This window comes from Kitasatospora sp. NPDC058444 (genome assembly GCF_042721415.1).
Classification (GTDB): domain Bacteria; phylum Actinomycetota; class Actinomycetes; order Streptomycetales; family Streptomycetaceae; genus Kitasatospora.
The window spans coordinates 26225-43853 of the sequence record NZ_JBHXLL010000050.1; the positions used below are offsets into that span (position 1 = coordinate 26225).

The window sequence follows — 17629 nt, forward strand, 5'->3', positions numbered from 1 at the left end:
GAAGGCACTTTGACGGGTCGGTCCCACCCGACCGGCGGAGGTGTCACCGGTGGCACCTATCCTCCTGATCATGATCCGCACCACTCCTCCCCGTCCGGTCGACGTGACCGCTCACTTCCCCGAGCTCGCACCGATGGCGCGCGTGACCGTCCGACTTCACCCCCGTGCCGGGGAACCCACCGCGGCGAACAGTTCGATCGGCGGCCCCCTGCTGTGGCCGGAGCGGGAGCCGTGGCCCACCTGCCCGGAGCACGGTGGCCCCTGGCAGTTCGGCGCCTCTCCCGAGGACATCCGGCTGGGCCGCCGGCTCGTCGCCGAGCTGGGGCGCCGCCCCGACCAGGGCGGCGACCCGCTGAGCCCGGAGGAGCGCGCGACGCTGGACCGCGTCCACGAAGGCGCGAAGATCCCCCAGAACGGGCCGCTCCCGATGGTGCCGGTGGCCCAGCTCTACGCCGCCGACGTGCCCGGTCTGCCCTGCCCGGACGGCGCTGATCTGCTGCAGGTGCTGTGGTGCCCGTTCGACCACGACGACGAGGACTGCCTGCCCCGCACCGAACTGCGCTGGCGGACCGCCGCCGACGTGACCGACCCGCTCGACCCGGCCACGGCCCCGCAGCCGTCGGTGATCGGCAACGACGAATATCTCCCCGCGGTCTGCGTCCTGCACCCCGAGACGGCCACCGAGTACCCGGCCCCGCACGAGCTGCCGAAGGAGCTGAGGAACCGGATCCACTCCTGGGAGGACCAGCAGGGCCTCGTCTACCAGTACGACCTCGCCGTCGCCCCGGGCTGCAAGACGGGCGGCCACGCCCCGTGGAGCTTCAGCGACCCGTTCCCCATGGCCTGCCCCGCATGCGGCTCCGACGTCCGACCGCTACTGACGCTCAACGGCAACGAGTGGGACGGCGGCAGCGGAAGCTGGCGGCCGGTGGAGGAGTCCGGCTACACCGGCGTGCACTACCTCGGCCCGGCCATGTCCACACAGCTCGGCATCGGCCGCAGCGGAAGCCTCCAGCTGTACGTCTGCACGGCCTCACCCGACCACCCGCACCTCCAGTACAACCAGTGACCAGGTGCGATTCGGGGGGCGAGGCATCCGTCGCATGTGAATGATCAGCGCGACGTCGGCTGGCCCCGCCGGGTGATCTCAGGGCGCGGGTTCCGCATCGTCCGGCCGACGGCTCGCATAGTCGGACCGTCACACCAGCCGATCATGGGACGAGCCGAGCATGCGATTTCCGCGCCGAGAGATTCTCACCGCCGCCACCGCCCTGCTGCTCGCCCTCCCGGGGTGCGGGGCACCACAGGAGGGGCAGGACACGCCGTCGCCGACGCGGGACCCGGGCTCCGCGGCCACGCCGACCCCGCCGGGACCACGGGCCTTCACCCTGGTCGCGACGGGGGACGTCCTGCCGCACACCGAGATCATCCAGCAGGCCAAGGAGGACGCCGGGGGCGACGGCTACGACTTCACCCGGATGTTCGCCGGGATCAAACCGGTCGTCGGTGCCGCCGATCTGGCCATCTGCCACATGGAGACGGTGTACGGCGCCGACGGCGGCCCCTTCACCGGCTACCCGTCCTTCAAGTCGCCCCCGCAGGTGGCCCGGGCACTCAAAGACGCCGGATACAGCTCCTGCGACACCGCCTCCAACCACACCCTCGACGACGGGCCGGACGGCATCCGGCGCACGCTCGACGCCATGGACGCCGTCGGCCTGAAGCACACGGGCTCCGCGCGCAGCGCCGACGAGGCGGGCGGTCCCGCGCTGCTCACGGCAGGTGGCGCCACGGTGGCCCAGCTCGCCTACACCTACGGCACCAACGGCATCCCGCTGCCGCAGGAGCGGCCCTGGGCGGTCAATCTGATCGACCGGGAGCGGATCCTCGCCGACGCGAGGGCGGCCCGGGAGCGCGGTGCGGACATCGTGGTGGTCAGTCTCCACTGGGGCACCGAGTGGCAGGACGCCCCGAACGAGCAGCAGCTCGCACTCGCCCGTGACCTGGCCGCCGAGCAGAGCCCCGGCCGGCCCGACATCGATCTGGTCCTCGGCACCCACGCCCACATCCCGCAGGCGTACGAGAGGATCAACGACACCTGGACGGTCTACGGCCTGGGCGACCAGCTCGCCGGACACATGTTCAACCACACCGGCGCGGAGGACCCGCGCGGGAACTGGAGCTCGATCGCCCGGTTCACCTTCTCGCCACCGACGCAGGCCGGACAACGCTGGGCCGTCACCAAGGCCGAGTTCGTCCCGCAGCTGACGGACCTCGGTCCGCCCTACCGAGTCCTGGACCTGGCCGAGGCCGTCCGGCACGACCCCGGCCGCGCCGACTACGCCCGGGCCCTGGACCACATCCGCTCGGTCGTGCTGAGCCGCGGCGGCGCCTCGGCAGGGCTGACCATGGCGCCCTGACCGGGACGGCATCCGTCCGTCGCTCCCGGCTCGACGGGCCGCCGCCCTCAGGCCCCGGCGCCCGCCGCGGTTCGGGTACGGGCCGCAGTTCGGGCCGCGGTTCGGGCCGCGAGGAGGTCGGCGACGGCGCGGGTGATGCCGCCGCCGTCGTCCTCGAAGTAGGTGAAGCCGGGGGAAGGGTTGACCTCGAAGCAGACCCAGCGGCCGTCGGGGGTGCGGCGCAGGTCGATGCCGGCCAGCGGCAGGCGCAGGGAGTGGGCCAGGGCGCGGCAGCGGTCGGCGAGTTCTTCCGGCAGGGTGACGGGGATGCGCTCGGTCCGGATGTCGTACCGGTAGTCGTCGGCCTCGCTGTGGACGAGGACGGCCAGGACGCGGTCCCCGACGACGTGGACGCGGTAGTCGGTGCCCGGGACGTAGGCCTGGAACTGGGTGGGGCAGTGGCGCACGTCCTCCAGCCGCTCCAGGTCGTGGGCGTCGAGGCGGCGGACGATGGAGCGCACGCCACTGACGGACTTGGCCACGGCCTGGGGGTGCCGGTCGAGGAAGTGGCGCGCGGCGGCGGGGTCGGTGGTCACCAGGGTGGGCGGTACGGGGAAGCCGCACGTGCGGATGGCCTCCGCCTGGCCCGGCTTGCTCGTGTTGGAGGCCTGGGCGCTGAGCCGGTTGACGACCAGCACGTCGGTGGTCTCCGTCCAGGCGAGGAAGCCCTCGGCGAAGGCGGCCAGGTCACGGGCCTGCGGGGAGTCCGCCGTCCAGCCCTGGGCCTGCAGGACGTCGGCGGTTCCGTGGGGGCGCAGGTAGGCGGCGCTGATCCGGCGGAGCGGGACGCCGGCGATGTGGCCGTCCACCGCCGGCCCGGCCTCCGCGCCCCCGGCGTGGAAGGCGAAGTCGGCCGGCGCCCGGCGCGGGTCGACGGCCAGCACCGGCAGCCCGCGCGCGAGGAGCTCCCGGTGGACGGGCTCCAGGACGGGGTCGTCGGCCGGGCCCCACAGGGCGATCACGACAGCGTCTCCTCCAGGGCGGCCAGCACCGCCCGTTCGGTGAGGGGCGGAACGAGGGTCACCGCGTTGAGGGCGTGGCTCCCGGTGTGGAACCAGGCGCCCAGGAGCGGCAGGCCGGCGTCGGCGGCCAGCGCCTCGGCCGCCGGTCGGGGGGCCGCCGGACCCGAGCGGGCCCGGCCGCCGATCACGGTCACCAGCGCGCGGTCGTGGTGGCGCCGGGGCGCGGGCGCCGACCGCGGCGCACGGCTCCGCGAACCGTCGGAGCGGCCGGAGGCGGTGGGGATGCCGAGCCGGGCGGCGTGGCAGAGCCACTCCAGCCGGGAGCGGGGCGGCCCGACCAGGCAGGTCGGCGTGGGCGGGTTGACCACGGGGCACGTCAGCCGACCGAGCCACCAGGAGAGCATCGCGGTGCTCTCGCTCGCCGCGTACGGCCGGTCCTCGGGCACCACGCCGACCAGTTCGCGGGGCGGGACGGCCGGCAGGCGCACCAGCACGCCGGTCAGCTCGTCGGCGGGGCGCGGGATGCCGGCGGCGACGAAGGTGCCCGGCCCGCCGCCGACCTCCGCCTGCCAGCCGGGCCGTGACAGGTCGAGCGGGGTGATCACCGCCGCGTCGTGCCGCGCCCACCGCCGGGCCAGGGCCGCGGCCTCGTCGTCGACGGCGGACGCGACGATGGCGATCACCGGTGGTCGTCCGCCTCGCCGTGCAGGGGCGAGACCTCGCCGACCCGGGGCCGGAGCGGGGCACCCACGAAGGCCTTGCCGGGGAAGGCCTGGCGCTCCAGGCGGGTCAGACGGTCGCCGATGCTCCGCAGGGTCTCCGGGTCGATCCCGTCGAGGATGCCGTCGGACAGCTCCGACACGGCCGTCTTCTCCAGCCCGCTCCGCTTCACGTCGTCGATCCGCTTGTGCAGGTCGTCGCCGATCACCGCGGTGTCCCGCAGCTGCTTCAGGTCGACCTCCACGGACTGTTCCTTGAGGAGCTCCTTCACCCGGATCTTGTGGCGGCGCTGCCACTGCGCCCACCAGTAGTCGACCAGGCCGTGGATGCCGTAGAACTGGGTGATGTGCGGCGAGTGGAACGAGGCCAGGACCGGTTCGTTGTACTCGGCGGCGGCGGCGCCGTGCAGGAAGTTGTTGTGGATGCCCAGCTCGATGAAGGTGCCGAGTTCGTCCGCGGTCGCGAAGTCGGGCGTGCCGGAGTCGAGGCGTTGCGCGTCGCCGTCGAAGGAGTCCCAGCCGTACTCGCTCTTGCGCAGTTCGGTGGGCACGCTGTGCCACGGGGCCACCAGCTGGACCTTCTGGACGGGGTCGTCGAACGGCGCGGTCGTGAAGGTGTGGGGGTCGTACCAGGCGTGGAACTGGGCGACGAAGTTCCGGTGGAAGGTCAGGAACTCCAGGCCGCCGCCGGGTGTGCCGGCCGGGTGCGTTCGGCCGGGTCCCGCTCCGGGGTGGGCGGAGGGGTCGTGCCAGTGGTGGTGCTGGTCGGCGAGCTCTTCGGGGAAGTCGGGGATTTCAGGCATCGGACCCTCGGATGGTGTGTCAGGAACGGGGTGAATCCGCCGAATCGATCGGATGCGATCCATCGTCAGGGTAGGTCAGATCCGCCCGATGCCGGGGGCGACGCGCTGCCGTCGTCGCCTGAGGGGCGGTGTCGAACGCGACCAACGGGGTGGTCAGGCCGCTGCTCTCGGTCGTGAGTCCGGCACGCCGCCGATCCGATCGCTCCCGACCCCTGGAAGCACGGCGGCAGTCCTGTCAAACTGCCTGCCTCACAGCCTACTTGGGGAGGAACGAGCCATGTCGAACGGCGAAGTGCGCAGACCGCCGGCGCAGCGGATACGGGCGCTGCTCAGCCTGCTGGTCCTGGCCACGGCCGCACTGCTGGCGGGGCCGGTACCGTCCGCCTCGGCGGCGGCCGGCGAGGCGGAGGTGTACTACATCGGGGACGACGGGGGTCTGTGGAGCTACCAGTACTCGGACACCGCCGGCAGCTGGAGCGCGGCCGCGCGGCGCGGGCCGGCCGCGCTCGCCCCGCCGGGCGCGCGGGTGGCGGCGGTGCGGGTGCCGGGCCACCGGCCGGCGGTCTACTTCGCCGCGACGGACGGCTCGCTGTACGAGTACTGCGCGGACTCCCCCGCCTCGGCGCCGTTCTCGATCAGCGCCCCGGCCTCGGCCGAGCCCGGCGGGCGGATCACCGCCGCGTGGGCGGGAACCCGGCTGACCCTGGCCACCGGCACCTGGACGGGCTCCACAGCGGCGGCGACACCGACGGCCGCCCCGGCCACCCCGGCGACACTGGCGGCCCCGGCGGCGGCCACGCAGTTCAACGACGCGTGCCTCCCGATGACCGTGGACTGGCGCCAACTCCCCGCCCCCGCCTACCCGTCCTCGGAGGCCGCCTCCTTCGCCGTCTCCGGCCGCGCCGGGATCTTCACGATCGGCGACACCGGCGGGGTGACCGTCGGCTGGACGTCCCAGGCCACCGGCGGGATGGCCACCTACACCGTCGCCCCGGCGGGCAGCGCCCGACCGGGCGGCGGCATCGCGGTGGCCCCCGGAACCACCTCCGGCACCGTGTCGGTGTTCTTCGCCGGCCGTGACGGGCGACTCAACCAGGCGACGGTCAACACCGGGGCCGGCCGCATCGGTTCCCTCCAGGCGAACACCACCGCCCCGGCCGGCAGCGTCCCGGACGGGGCCGTCGTCTCAGCGGCGAAGAACGCGGCGGGCACCACCGTCGGCTACGTCGCCGCCGACGGTTCCATCACCCTCGCCCACCTGTCCTCCGCGGGACTGTGGCAGAGCACGGAGGCGATCAGCGCCACCGGGTTCTCCAACCCCGGCAGCTCGGTGGCCATCTCGGACGTCGACGGCTACCCGGCCTGCGGCACCAACGGCCCCCGCCCCGTCCACTTCGGCCCCGTCCGCGGGCCGTCCCCCGACCCGTGGGTCACGGCCGGCCTGAACGCGACCATCGGCGCCGCCATGACGTTCGCGTAGGAATCCGCGCACCCAGCCCGCGCGGAGCTCTCGACCGGAGGGCGGAACAGGCGTCGGCGATCACGGGGTTCCGACCCTCCGCCATGATCGGGGACGCCTCCGCCTGTCCTTCAGGTCGAGAGCCAGCACCCATATTACCGGCCAGTAATTTGGCTGATCACCACCTCCCCTGAGGATCCGTCAGATCGTTAGGCTCCCGCAGTCAAGCAGTTCGAACGCACGGGAGCAGCGATGGAACGGTCCAGGCGGAGCAGCGCACGACGGACGGCGAGCGTGGTGATCGCCGCGGCGGTCGCCCTCGGCGCGGGCGCCGTCGCCCGGCCCGCGGTGGCGGCCGCGCCCGCGGCGCCGGTCCGGGCCGCGCAGACCGTCGGGTCGTTCCGGCTGGCGGACATCCCCGCGAAGGACGGCGTCGTCCTCAAGGCCGACGTCTTCACCCCGCCCGCCGGCACCCCGGGCGCCGACCCGCAGGGGCGCTACCCGCTCGTGGTGCAGCCGGCCAGCTGGGGCCAGAACGACCTGGAGTACGTCGCCCAGGGCCGCGCCCTGGCCGAGGACGGGTACGTCGTCGTCACCTACACCGTGCGCGGCTTCTGGGCCTCCGGCGGCGAGGTCGACGTGGCCGGGCCCACGGACGTGGGCGACATCTCCACGGTGATCGACTGGGCCCTCGCCCAGACCCCCGCCGACCCGGGGCGCGTCGGCATGGTCGGCCTCTCCCTGGGCGGCGGGCTCACCCTGCTCGGCGCCGCCTTCGACCCGCGGATCAAGGCCGTCGCCTCGCTCAGCGGCTGGGCCGACCTCACCGACTCGCTGTACAGCGGGCAGACCCGACACCTCCAGGCGGCCGCCGTGCTCGCCGGCATCCAGGCCCCGACCGGCCGCAAGAGCCCCGAATTCGCGCAGGTGCTGGACGACCTCTTCGCCGACCGCGACCTGCCCGACGTCATCCGCTGGGCCGACACCCGCTCCCCGGCGCGCTACGTGGACCGGATCAACGCCAACGGCACCGCCGTCCTGCTGGCCAACGCCTGGGGCGACAGCTTCTTCAACCCCGGCCAGATCACCGACTTCTACCAGCGCTTGACCGTACCCAAGCGCCTGGAACTGCGTCCGGGCGACCACGCGAGCCAGGAGTTCACCGGCCTGCTCGGGCTCCCCAACGCCGCCTGGGACAGCGCCCGTTCCTGGCTCGACCAGCACCTCAAGGGCGCCCCCGCCCCGGCCGGCGGCGGCCGGGACGAGCCGGTCGACCTGGAGGTCCGTCCCACCGGCCGCCACGAGAGCCACCCCGACTGGCAGTCCGCCGCCACCCGCACCGACCACCTGGGCGTCGGCACCGACACCCTCGGCGGCCCGGCCACCGGAGAATGGCGCAGGACCGTGGTCGGCGGCCTGCCGTCCGGCGCGAACGCCGGGGTCGCCCTGCTGTCCGGCGTGGTCGACCAGGCCCTGCGCCGACCGCCCACCGTGGTCGTCCCGCTGCTCGCCCGCCCGGCCGCCGGTGTCTGGCAGTCCCAGCCGTACCCGCAGGGCCTGTCGGTACGGGGCGCCGCCCGGCTGCACACCACCGTCACCGCCTCCGGCCCCGACGGCACGGCCGTGGCCTACCTGTACGACGTGGACGCCCTCGGAGTCGGCCGGCTGATCTCCCACGGCCCGCAGAGCTGGACCGGACGCACCCCGGGCCGGCCGTTCCCGCTCGACGTCACCCTCTTCGCCACCGCGTACGACGTCCCGCCCGGCCACCACCTCGCCCTGGTCCTCGGCACCCGCGACTCCCTCTACGGCGGCACGACTCCCCTCGGCAGCAGCGTGACCTTCACCTCCACCCCGGCGGACCCCGCCGACCTGGCCCTGCCGGTGCGCTGAGCCCGGGCACCCGGGGGCCGCGATTACCGCGGGACGCACCGAACCGCTCGGAGGCCCCCGCCCGATGGCGGGGCCTCCGCCGCTCCCGCCCGCAGGCGACGGCGGCGTCCGCGGGGCTCAGCCCCGACGGGCCCGGGTGAGCCGGATGCCGCTGAGCGCGGTCGGAGCGGCGCCGAGCCACCAGGTGGGGTCGGCGCTGCCGTCGGTGGTGCGGCCGTCACGGTGGACGTAGTGGCGCACGTCCCGTCCGGGCTCGGCGAACTCGCCGGCGAGGGCCCGCTGCAGCCACTCCGCCCCGAACCGGAAGACCTCGGCCGCCACTCCGCCGAGCGGGTGGAACTCGTCCTCGTAGACCCGCAGTTCCTTCGGCGCCCGGACCCGCTCGAAGCTCTCCAGGGCCTGGCCGAGGTCGGTGAGCTCGTCGAACTCGCCGATCCCGTACAGCACCGGGCAGGTGATGTCGGCCACCAGTTCGCCCAGCGGCATCCGCCGGACGAGGTCGCGGTCGAAGGCCGCTTCGTCGGTGTACCCGGCCATGTACATGTAGTTGTTCTTGAAGGTCGGCTGGGCGCGCTCGAAGATCGTCGCGAAGTCCCCGGTGACGGCCTCGAAGGCGGCGAGCGCGGCCAGGCGGCGGTCGGTGGCGGCGGCCCGGGATCCCCAGTAGCCGCTCATCGAGATGCCGAACATGCCGATCCGGTCGGCGTCGACCTCGGGGAGCGCGGCAAGGTGGTCGAGGTAACGGCCGATCGCCCGCTCGTAGTTGCCGAGGTCGACGGTCAGTCCGCCGGCGCGGCTCTCCCCCTGGCCCGGCCCCTCGATCGACAGCGCGACCATGCCGCGCGAGGTGTAGTAGCGCTCGGCCGCCCAGATGTAGTCCTCCTTGATCATGTCCATCCCGGGGCCGAGGATGACGGCCGGCGCGTTCTCGACCGGCCCGGCCGGCAGGTGCAGCAGCGCGAAGATCCGCGAGCCCTCGAAGTCCAGCTCCACCCGCCGCACCCGGCCCTCGCGCAGCGCGCCCAGCCGCTCCACGCAGTGGTTGGCGCGCTCGCGCATGGCCGTCTTGCGCGAATCCGCCGCGTCGAAGATCGAGTACTGTGCCCGGCCCCACATCACGGCCGCCCTCAGGTAGAGGTCGGCGGCGGTCTGCGCGAATCCGCCGCGCTCGTGGTGGGCGGCGCGCTCCTCGGCCTGGCCGGCCACCGTCGCCCACGCCTTGGGCAGCATCGCGCCGCTCCTGACCAGCGCGAAGACCTTGGCGAAGTCGGTGTGGTCGTGGCCCAGCTGCTCCATGGTCCCGACGGCCTCGGGGTGCAGCGCGTCGAAGCCGCCCTGGGCGAGGGCGGTGTCCAGGGCCCAGCTCTGGCCGGTCGAACGAATGGTCATGGGTCTCCTCCTTGGGATCCATCAGCCTTTGGCTAAGCACTTAATGAATAAGTACTTATCTATTAACTGCCGAGGTTAGGCTCCTGTCAACCCACCGAGGAGGACCGACCATGGCCGAGACGCCACCCACCGACGACCGCGCCCGGGCACTGGACCGCCTGGCCCGCGCCGCCTACCGCCTCAGCGCCGCCGACGCCCGGCTGCGCGGACGCGCCACCCGCACCCCGGGCGCGCTCTCCCTCACCCACGCCCGGGCACTGCGCACGCTGGCCGAACAGGGCCCGCTCACCATCAGCCGGCTCGCCGCCGCCACCGAGACCACCGGCGCCGCCACCACCCAACTGGTCAACGGCCTGGTCACGGCCGGATACGTCACCCGTACCCGCCAACCCGAGGACAAACGCACCGTCCTGGTCGCCCTCACCGACACCGGCCGGGCCCGGCACGACCAGCGCCAGCAGGCGCTGACCGAGGCCCTGCACACCGACCTGAACGACTACGACGACGCCGCCCTCGACCGCGCCACCGAGGTACTGCGACGACTGTCCGCCGTCTACGACCGGCTGTGAGGCCACGGTCGGGCCGCTCCGATCACCGCGCCCGGGACCTCCGGATCGCCCTTCGATCCCGGACTTCGACGGTTCATCACATGCTGCCACCGGCACCATCGGGGGATGGACCTCAGCGCCGGACTGATGACCCTGGCCTCCGCCGGCGCCGTCCGGCTGGTGGAGGCGACCTCGGCGGGTCGCTCCGGGCCACCGTTCCGGGCCGCCGCCCAGAACGGTTCCGCCGAACCCCGGCCGTCCCGATTCCACCACGCGCCCATCGGGTCGACCGTCCCACCGGCGCGGCCGGATCCTCCCCGAAGGGCCGGCGTCAGACGGCGTTCAGGCCGTGCGCCACGAAGATCGCGCGGGTTTCTGCGACCTGCTCTGGGCTGGGCGCCGGGGTGTCGGCCAGGGGGAAGTCGAGGCCGAGCGCCCGCCATTTGGGGGCGCCGAGCCGGTGGAAGGGCAGGATGTCGACCCGGGTGACATTGCCGAGCGAGGCGGCGAAGGCGGCCACGCCCTCGACGTTCGTGGTCGGATCGGTGAGCCCGGGTACAAGGACGAAGCGAACCCAGACCTCGGTGCCGAGGTCTGCCAGGCGGCGGGCGAACTCCAGGGTGGGGGCGAGTTCCCGCCCTGTCACGTGGCGGTAGAGCGCGCGGTCCCAGGACTTGATGTCGAGCAGGACGAGGTCGGTGTCGGCGAGCAGGGCGTCCGTGGCACGAGCACCGAGGTACCCGGACGTGTCCAGTGCGGTGTGCAGGCCGAGTTCGTGCTTGAAGCGGTGCAGCAGTTCTCCGGTGAGGACCGGCTGGAGCAGCGGTTCGCCTCCGCTGACGGTGGCGCCGCCACCGGAGGCCCGGATGAAGTCGGTGTACTTGGCGGCCTCGTGGACGATGTCCTCCGCGGAGGCGGGTCGGCCGTCGCGCGTGTACCGGGTGTCGGGGTTGTGGCAGTACAGGCAGCGCAGCGGGCAGCCGGCCAGGAAGGCAACGAAGCGGGTGCCGGGCCCGTCGACGCCCGTGGACAGGTCCCAGGAGTGCAGCATTCCCCCGGCGGGCCGACGGGTGCCCACGACGGCCGGGGTCACCGGCGCAGCCGGGGTGGCGCCCGTCGGGGGAAGGCCGAGCGGGCGGACGGGGAGGTCGGTTCGGTCCATGGTGGGGCCTCCGGGAACGGCGGCGCCGGCGCCCCGTGGTCGGGCAGGGCACCGGTGCCGCGTGACTGGCCGCGCCTACAGCGCGTCGTGGAAGGTGCGGCCGACCACGTCGAGTTGCTGTTCGCGCGTGAGCCGGACGAAGTTGACCGCGTAGCCGCTGACCCGGATGGTGAGCTGCGGGTACTTCTCCGGGTGGTCCATGGCGTCCAGCAGGGTGTCCCGGTCGAGGACGTTGACGTTCATGTGGAAGCCGTGGCACGTGGTGTAGCCGTCCAGCACTCCGACCAGGTTGCCGACGCGCTCCTCGGCGGTGCGGCCGAGCGCGTCCGGGGTCACGGTGTTGGTGAGCGAGATGCCGTCCTCGGCCTGCGAGTAGGGGATCTTCGCGACCGAGAGCGCGCCGGCCACGTAGCCGTGGGCGTCGCGCCCGTTCATCGGGTTGGCGCCCGGGGAGAACGGTTCGCCGGCCCGCCGGCCGTCCGGGGTGTTGCCGGTCTTCTTGCCGTAGACCACGTTCGAGGTGATGGTCAGGACGGACTGGGTGTGTTCGGCGCCCCGGTAGGTGGGGTGCTTGCGCACCTTCGCCATGAAGTCCTCGACCAGCCGGACGGCGATCGCGTCGGCCCGGTCGTCGTTGTTGCCGTAGGCCGGGTAGTCGCCCTCGACCAGGTAGTCGGTGACGAGGCCGGTCTCGTCACGGACCGGACGGACCTTGGTGTGCTTGATCGCGGACAGCGAGTCGGCGGCCACCGCGAGCCCGGCGATGCCGCAGGCCATGGTGCGCCGGACGTCCCGGTCGTGCAGGGCCATCTCGATCCGCTCGTAGGCGTACTTGTCGTGCATGTAGTGGATGACGTTCAGCGCGTGGACGTACGTTTCGGCGAGCCATTCCAGCTGCTGGTCGAAGCGGGCCAGCACCTCGTCGTAGTCGAGCACCACGCCGCCCACCGGGGTGGTCGGGGGTCCGACCTGGGCGCCGGAGAGTTCGTCCCGGCCACCGTTGATCGCGTAGAGGAGGGTCTTGGCGAGGTTGACCCGGGCGCCGAAGAACTGCATCTGCCGGCCGACCTCCATGGCGGAGACGCAGCAGGCGACGGCGGTGTCGTCGCCGAAGCGGGGGCGCATCAGGTCGTCGGACTCGTACTGGAGCGAGGAGGTGTCGATCGACACGCGTGCGCAGAACTCCTTGAAGCCCTGCGGGAGTCGCGGCGACCAGAGGACCGTCATGTTGGGCTCGGGCGCCGGGCCCAGGTTGTAGAGGGTCTGGAGGTAGCGGAAGGACGTCCGGGTGACCAGGGTCCGCCCGTCCGTGCCCATGCCGCCGATCGACTCGGTGACCCAGGTCGGGTCCCCGGAGAACAGCTCGTCGTACTCGGGGGTGCGCAGGAAGCGGACGATCCGCAACTTGATGACGAAGTCGTCGACGATCTCCTGCGCCTGACGTTCCGTCAACCTCCCTTCGTCCAGGTCTCGCTGGAGGTAGACGTCGACGAAGGTCGAGGTGCGGCCGAGCGACATGGCCGCGCCGTTCTGCTCCTTCACCGCCGCCAGGTAGCCGAAGTAGAGCCACTGGACGGCTTCACGGGCGGTCGCGGCCGGGCCGGAGACGTCGTGCCCGTACGCCGACGCCATCTCCTTGAGTTCGCCCAACGCGCGGATCTGTTCGGCGAGTTCCTCGCGCTCGCGGATGGTCTCCTCCAGCCGCTCCGGGGAGGTGGGCGGCGCGTCCAGGCCGGCCTTCTCGGCGAGCTTGGCCTCGACCAGCCGGTCCACGCCGTAGAGCGCCACGCGCCGGTAGTCGCCGATGATCCGGCCGCGGCCGTAGGCGTCCGGCAGTCCGGTGATCACGCCGGCCCTGCGGGCGGCGAGGATCTCCGGGGTGTACGCGTCGAACACGCCGTCGTTGTGGGTCTTGCGGTAGCGGGTGAAGATCTTCTCCAGCTGCGGGTCGACCGGGTAGCCGTAGGTGCGCAGCGCGCCGGCGACCATCCGCCAGCCGCCGTTGGGCATGATCGCGCGCCGGAGCGGGGCGTCGGTCTGCAGGCCGACGATCAGCTCCCGCTCCTGGTCGATGTAGCCGGGCGCGTGGGCGGTGATGCCGGAGGGGATGTCGTAGGCCACGTCGTGGACGCCCCTGGCGCGCTCGGCCGGGAAGAGGTCGGTGATCCGCCGCCACACCGCCGCGGTCCGCTCGGTCGGACCGGTGAGGAAGTCCGCGTCGCCCTCGTACGGGGTGTAGTTGCGCTGGATGAAGTCGCGGACGTCGATCGCGGTCCGCCAGGGCCCGTCGGTGAAGCCGCGCCAGGCGTTCCGCGTCTCCGTCTCCGTCTGCGGCTGCGGCTGCTGCGGCTGCGGCTGCGGCTGCGGCTGCTGGAAGGTCATGTCCTCGCTCCCGTCTCTGTCTCCTCGCCGCCATCGTGGTCCGGCGAGGGCCCCGGTCCTTGTCCGGAAGGTCCCGGACGACCGGGGCCGTTGGTCCTCAGGCCTGGTCGCCGTAGTAGGCGCGGCGCATCAGCCGCTGCAGGTCGGCGACCATCGGCATCCGGGGGTTGGCCGGGGCGCACTGGTCCTCGTAGGCGTTCATGGCCTGCCGGGGCAGGGCGGCGAGGAACGCCGCCTCGTCGACGCCGGCCTCCTTGAAGGAGCGCGGGATGCCGACCCTGTCCCGCAGGTCCTCCACGGCCGCGGCGAGGGACTCGACGCCCTGCTCGGCGGTCGTGGCCGGCAGGCCGAGCGTCCGGGCGATCGCCTGGTAGCGCTCCGGGGCGGTGTAGTGCTGGTACTTCGGCCAGCCGGTGACCTTGGCGGCGGGCGAGCCGTTCCAGCGGATCACGTGGGGCAGCAGCAGCGCGTTGGTGCGGCCGTGGGCGAGGTGGAAGGTCGCGCCGAGGGTGTGGGCCATGGCGTGCACGGCGCCGAGGAAGGCGGAGCCGAAGGCCATCCCGGCGATCGTGCCGGCGTTGTGCATCTTCTCCCGCGCCACCGGGTCGTCAGGGCCGTTCAGCACGGCCCGCTCCAGGTGTTCGAAGATCAGCCTGATGCCCTGCAGGGCGAGTCCGTCGGTGAAGTCGTTGGCGTAGACGGAGACGTACGTCTCGATGCAGTGGGTGAGGGCGTCGAATCCGGTGTCGGCGGTGACGTGCCCGGGCAGGCCGGTGGTCAGGGCCGGGTCCACGATGGCCACGCTCGGGGTGAGCGCGTAGTCCGCGAGCGGGTACTTCTGTCCGGTGGCGGTGTCGGTGATGACGGCGAAGGGGGTGACCTCGCTGCCGGTGCCCGAGGTGGTCGGGATGCAGACCAGCTTGGCCTTCTCGCCCAGGTCGGGGAAGGTGAAGGCGCGCTTGCGGATGTCGAAGAACTTCTCCTTCAGGTCCGCGAACTCCACCTCGGGGTGCTCGTACATCAGCCACATCACCTTGGCCGCGTCCATCGGCGAGCCGCCGCCCAGGGCGATGACGGTGTCCGGTTCGAACTCCCGCATCAGTGCCGCGCCCCGGCGGACGGTGTCGATGCTCGGGTTCGGCTCGACGGAGTCGACGACCCGTACCTCGACCGGGTCACGGCGCCGGTCGAGGACGCTCCGGATCCGCTCCAGGTGGCCGATCTCCACCATCGTCCGGTCCGTGACCACGACGATCCGGTGCGCGTTCGGCATGCTCGCCAGGTACTTGACGGAGTTGCGCTCGAAGTAGATCTTCGGCGGGACCTTGAACCACTGCATGTTGGTGGTGCGCCGCCCGATCCGCTTGATGTTGACGAGGTTCAGCGCCGACACGTTCCCGGACACCGAGTTGTGCCCGTAGCTGCCGCAGCCCAGGGTCAGCGAGGGGGTGAAGGCGTTGTAGACGTCGCCGATGCCGCCCTGCGAGCTCGGCGCGTTCCAGATGATCCGGCAGGCCTTGACCGCGTGCCCGAACTCCTCGACGAACGCCTCGTCCTCGGTGTGCACCGCGGCCGAGTGCCCGAGGCCGTTGAACTCCACCATGGCTGCCGCCAGTTCGACCCCGTGGGCACGGCTGTCGGCGGTCAGGACGGCGAGCACGGGGCAGAGCTTCTCCCGGGTCAGCGGCTCCTCGGGCCCGACCCGCTCACAGTCGGCGAGGATCACCGAGGTGTCGGCCGGGACCTCGAAGCCGGCCGCCTCGGCGACCTGCGCGGCCGAGCGGCCGACCACCGCGGCGTTCAGCCTTCCGCCGGCGCAGTCCGTGCCCTCGCCGGCCCCGAAGAGGTGGCGCTCCAGCAGGGCCTTCTCCTCCGCGCTCGCGTGGTGGGCCTTCAGCGTCCGGAACCCGGCGAGCGCCGCCCCGCGGATCTCCCGGTCCAGGATCACCGCCTGCTCGGAGGCGCAGATCATCCCGTTGTCGAAGGACTTCGACAGCACGATGTCGTTCACCGCCCGCCGGAGGTCGGCGCTGCGCTCGACGTACGCCGGGACGTTGCCCGCGCCCACACCGAGCGCCGGCTTGCCGCAGGAGTAGGCGGCCCGGACCATCGCGTTGCCGCCGGTGGCCAGGATCGTCGCCACGTCGGGATGGTTCATCAGCGCACCGGTGGCCTCCCGCGAGGGCTCCGCGATCCACTGGATGCAGCGGGCAGGGGCACCGGCGGCCACCGCCGCGTCCCGTACGGTCCTCGCCGCCTCGGCGGAGCAGCGCTGGGCCGAGGGGTGGAAGGCGAGGACGATCGGGTTGCGGGTCTTCAGGGCCAGCAGGCACTTGAAGATCGTGGTCGAGGTCGGGTTGGTCACCGGAGTGATTCCGGCGACCACGCCGACCGGCTCGGCGATCTCCACGATGCCGTCGAGCTCGTCCCGGTACACCACCCCGACGGTCCTCGTCCGGGCCATCACGTGGGTGACGTTCTCGCAGGCGAAGACGTTCTTCACGGCCTTGTCCTCGAACACACCGCGCCCGGTCTCCTCCACCGCCAGCACCGCCAGCGCGGTGTGCCGTTCCAGCGCGGCCAGCGAGGCCTTCTTGACGATGTGGTCGACCTGCTGCTGGGTGAAGCCGGCGTACTCCCGAAGGGCCGTCAGGGCCCCGGTGACCAGTGCGTCGACGGCGGTGTCCGCGGCCGGCACTGCGGGCTGCTCCGGGATCGGAACGGTGTGGTCCTTCGCCTCGGTCTGTGAGCGGCTGGGCATGGGCTGGCCACCTTTCGGTTTCGTCGTCCGGGGAAGCGGGCGCCCGCGGTCGTCCGGCCGGGCTGTCCGCTCACAGCGTCCCCCGACCGGTGTGGTCCGGACGGCGGCCATTGGGGGTCGTCCTGAGGGCCGAAGGTCCTCTCCTTCCCCCGCGCCGGTCCCCTGCGGGCACGCGAACGGCCGTGGTGCGGACGGCTCTTCGTCCGCGCCACGGCCGTGTGCCGGGCCGGTCTCAGTCGTGCGGCACGACCGCGACCGGGCTGTGCGCGTGGTGGAGGACGGCGTGGGTGACGTGGCCCAGCCAGGGCGCCGACGGGTGGAGCCTGGGCCGGCGGCGCCCCACCACCGTCAGGCAGGCGCTGCGGGAGGCCTCCACCAGCGCCCGACCGGCCGGCCAGGCGGTCAGCTCGGCCTCGACCCGGACCTCCGGGTGCTTCGCCCGCCAGGGCGCCAGGGCGTCCTGGAGCCGCAGCAGCTCCGCGGCCTCCAGTGCCTCCCTGACCTCCGGCTGGTAGACCACGGGCTCGGTCGAGTACGGCCCCGCGGGCACCTGACGGCTCTCCAGCACGCGTAGCGTCGCGCCCCGCGCCGCGGCCTGTTCGAAGGCGAAGGCGATGACGTCCGGATCGGCCTGGTCGCTGTCCAGCCCGAGCACCACCTCGCCCGCGCCGGCGCCCTGTCCGTCGGCCCCGTCGCGGACCACCACGACGGGGCAGTTCGCGTGGCCCGCCGTCCGGAGCGAGACGGAGCCGACCAGCAGCCCCGCGAACCCTCCCAGACCGCGCGAGCCGAGCACCAGCAGGCCGTTCCGGCCCCCGGCGGCGGCGAGCGCGTAGGCCGGGGTCCCCGGCATGTGGTCGCAGGTCACCTCCAGCCCCGGCAGCAGGCGCGTGAGGTGGTCCCGGGTGGCGAGCACCGACGGCGGCACCTCGCCGCGGTCGGACTCCCCGGGCGCGGTCGAGTCCACGCCCCCGACGTGGAGCAGCCGCAGCGGCCGGCCGCTGCGGTGCGCCTCCCGGGCGGCCCACTCGGCTGCGGCCGTGCTCGGCTCGGATCCGTCGGCTCCGACGACTACGGCGTACGGCATGATGC

Annotated in this window: 13 protein-coding genes; 5 read left to right on the plus strand and 8 right to left on the minus strand. The window is 73.0% G+C overall.

What is annotated here, in order from left to right; all coding sequences use genetic code 11:
* Positions 1-70: 70 nt before the first annotated feature.
* A complete protein-coding gene (locus tag ACFWP2_RS34040) occupies positions 71-1069 on the plus strand; it encodes a hypothetical protein (RefSeq protein WP_380458754.1) in 999 nt (332 codons plus the stop codon).
* Between the two features lie 160 nt (positions 1070-1229).
* A complete protein-coding gene (locus ACFWP2_RS34045; protein ID WP_380458756.1) occupies positions 1230-2420 on the plus strand; it encodes a CapA family protein in 1191 nt (396 codons plus the stop codon).
* A 47-nt stretch (positions 2421-2467) separates the two neighbouring features.
* On the opposite strand, the gene ACFWP2_RS34050 is transcribed toward ACFWP2_RS34045, so the two are convergent.
* Genes ACFWP2_RS34050 through ACFWP2_RS34060 form a run of 3 tightly spaced genes read right to left on the minus strand, consistent with a single transcriptional unit; the run spans position 2468 to position 4943 of the window.
* A complete protein-coding gene (locus ACFWP2_RS34050; RefSeq protein WP_380458758.1) occupies positions 2468-3421 on the minus strand; it encodes a RimK family alpha-L-glutamate ligase in 954 nt (317 codons plus the stop codon).
* Positions 3418-4104, minus strand: coding sequence for a hypothetical protein (locus tag ACFWP2_RS34055; RefSeq protein WP_380458760.1), 687 nt, complete (start codon positions 4102-4104; stop codon positions 3418-3420). Before ACFWP2_RS34055 ends, ACFWP2_RS34050 begins: the two co-directional genes overlap by 4 nt.
* Positions 4101-4943: a hypothetical protein gene (locus tag ACFWP2_RS34060; RefSeq protein WP_380458762.1), complete on the minus strand. Its 843-nt coding sequence runs from the start codon at positions 4941-4943 to the stop codon at positions 4101-4103. Before ACFWP2_RS34060 ends, ACFWP2_RS34055 begins: the two co-directional genes overlap by 4 nt.
* Positions 4944-5220: 277 nt before the next feature.
* Here ACFWP2_RS34060 and ACFWP2_RS34065 point away from each other — a divergent pair, with 277 nt between their 5' ends.
* Both ACFWP2_RS34065 and ACFWP2_RS34070 read left to right on the plus strand, forming a co-directional pair.
* Positions 5221-6423, plus strand: coding sequence for a hypothetical protein (locus ACFWP2_RS34065; RefSeq protein WP_380458764.1), 1203 nt, complete (start codon positions 5221-5223; stop codon positions 6421-6423).
* 231 nt (positions 6424-6654) lie between these two features.
* Complete coding sequence (locus tag ACFWP2_RS34070) at positions 6655-8295, plus strand: CocE/NonD family hydrolase (RefSeq protein ID WP_380458766.1); 1641 nt, start codon at positions 6655-6657, stop codon at positions 8293-8295.
* Positions 8296-8412: 117 nt separating this feature from the next.
* On the opposite strand, the gene ACFWP2_RS34075 is transcribed toward ACFWP2_RS34070, so the two are convergent.
* The gene (locus tag ACFWP2_RS34075) at positions 8413-9684 is read right to left on the minus strand and encodes an alpha/beta hydrolase (RefSeq protein ID WP_380458768.1); all 1272 of its coding nucleotides are present in this window, start codon (positions 9682-9684) and stop codon (positions 8413-8415) included.
* A gap of 110 nt (positions 9685-9794) precedes the next feature.
* Here ACFWP2_RS34075 and ACFWP2_RS34080 point away from each other — a divergent pair, with 110 nt between their 5' ends.
* Entirely contained in the window at positions 9795-10253 is a 459-nt protein-coding gene (locus ACFWP2_RS34080; protein ID WP_380458770.1) for a MarR family winged helix-turn-helix transcriptional regulator, read from the plus strand.
* Positions 10254-10563: 310 nt separating this feature from the next.
* On the opposite strand, the gene pflA is transcribed toward ACFWP2_RS34080, so the two are convergent.
* From pflA to ACFWP2_RS34100, 4 genes are all read right to left on the minus strand, one after another.
* Positions 10564-11394 (minus strand): pyruvate formate-lyase-activating protein, encoded by an 831-nt coding sequence (pflA, locus tag ACFWP2_RS34085; protein ID WP_380458772.1) that lies wholly within the window; start codon positions 11392-11394, stop codon positions 10564-10566.
* A 75-nt stretch (positions 11395-11469) separates the two neighbouring features.
* A complete protein-coding gene (gene pflB / locus ACFWP2_RS34090; protein WP_380458774.1) occupies positions 11470-13776 on the minus strand; it encodes a formate C-acetyltransferase in 2307 nt (768 codons plus the stop codon).
* A gap of 97 nt (positions 13777-13873) precedes the next feature.
* Positions 13874-16537, minus strand: a complete 2664-nt coding sequence (adhE, locus tag ACFWP2_RS34095; protein ID WP_380458776.1) for a bifunctional acetaldehyde-CoA/alcohol dehydrogenase — start codon at positions 16535-16537, stop codon at positions 13874-13876.
* Positions 16538-16769: 232 nt separating this feature from the next.
* Positions 16770-17624 (minus strand): universal stress protein, encoded by an 855-nt coding sequence (locus ACFWP2_RS34100; RefSeq protein WP_380458778.1) that lies wholly within the window; start codon positions 17622-17624, stop codon positions 16770-16772.
* Between the last annotated feature and the right edge of the window lie 5 nt (positions 17625-17629).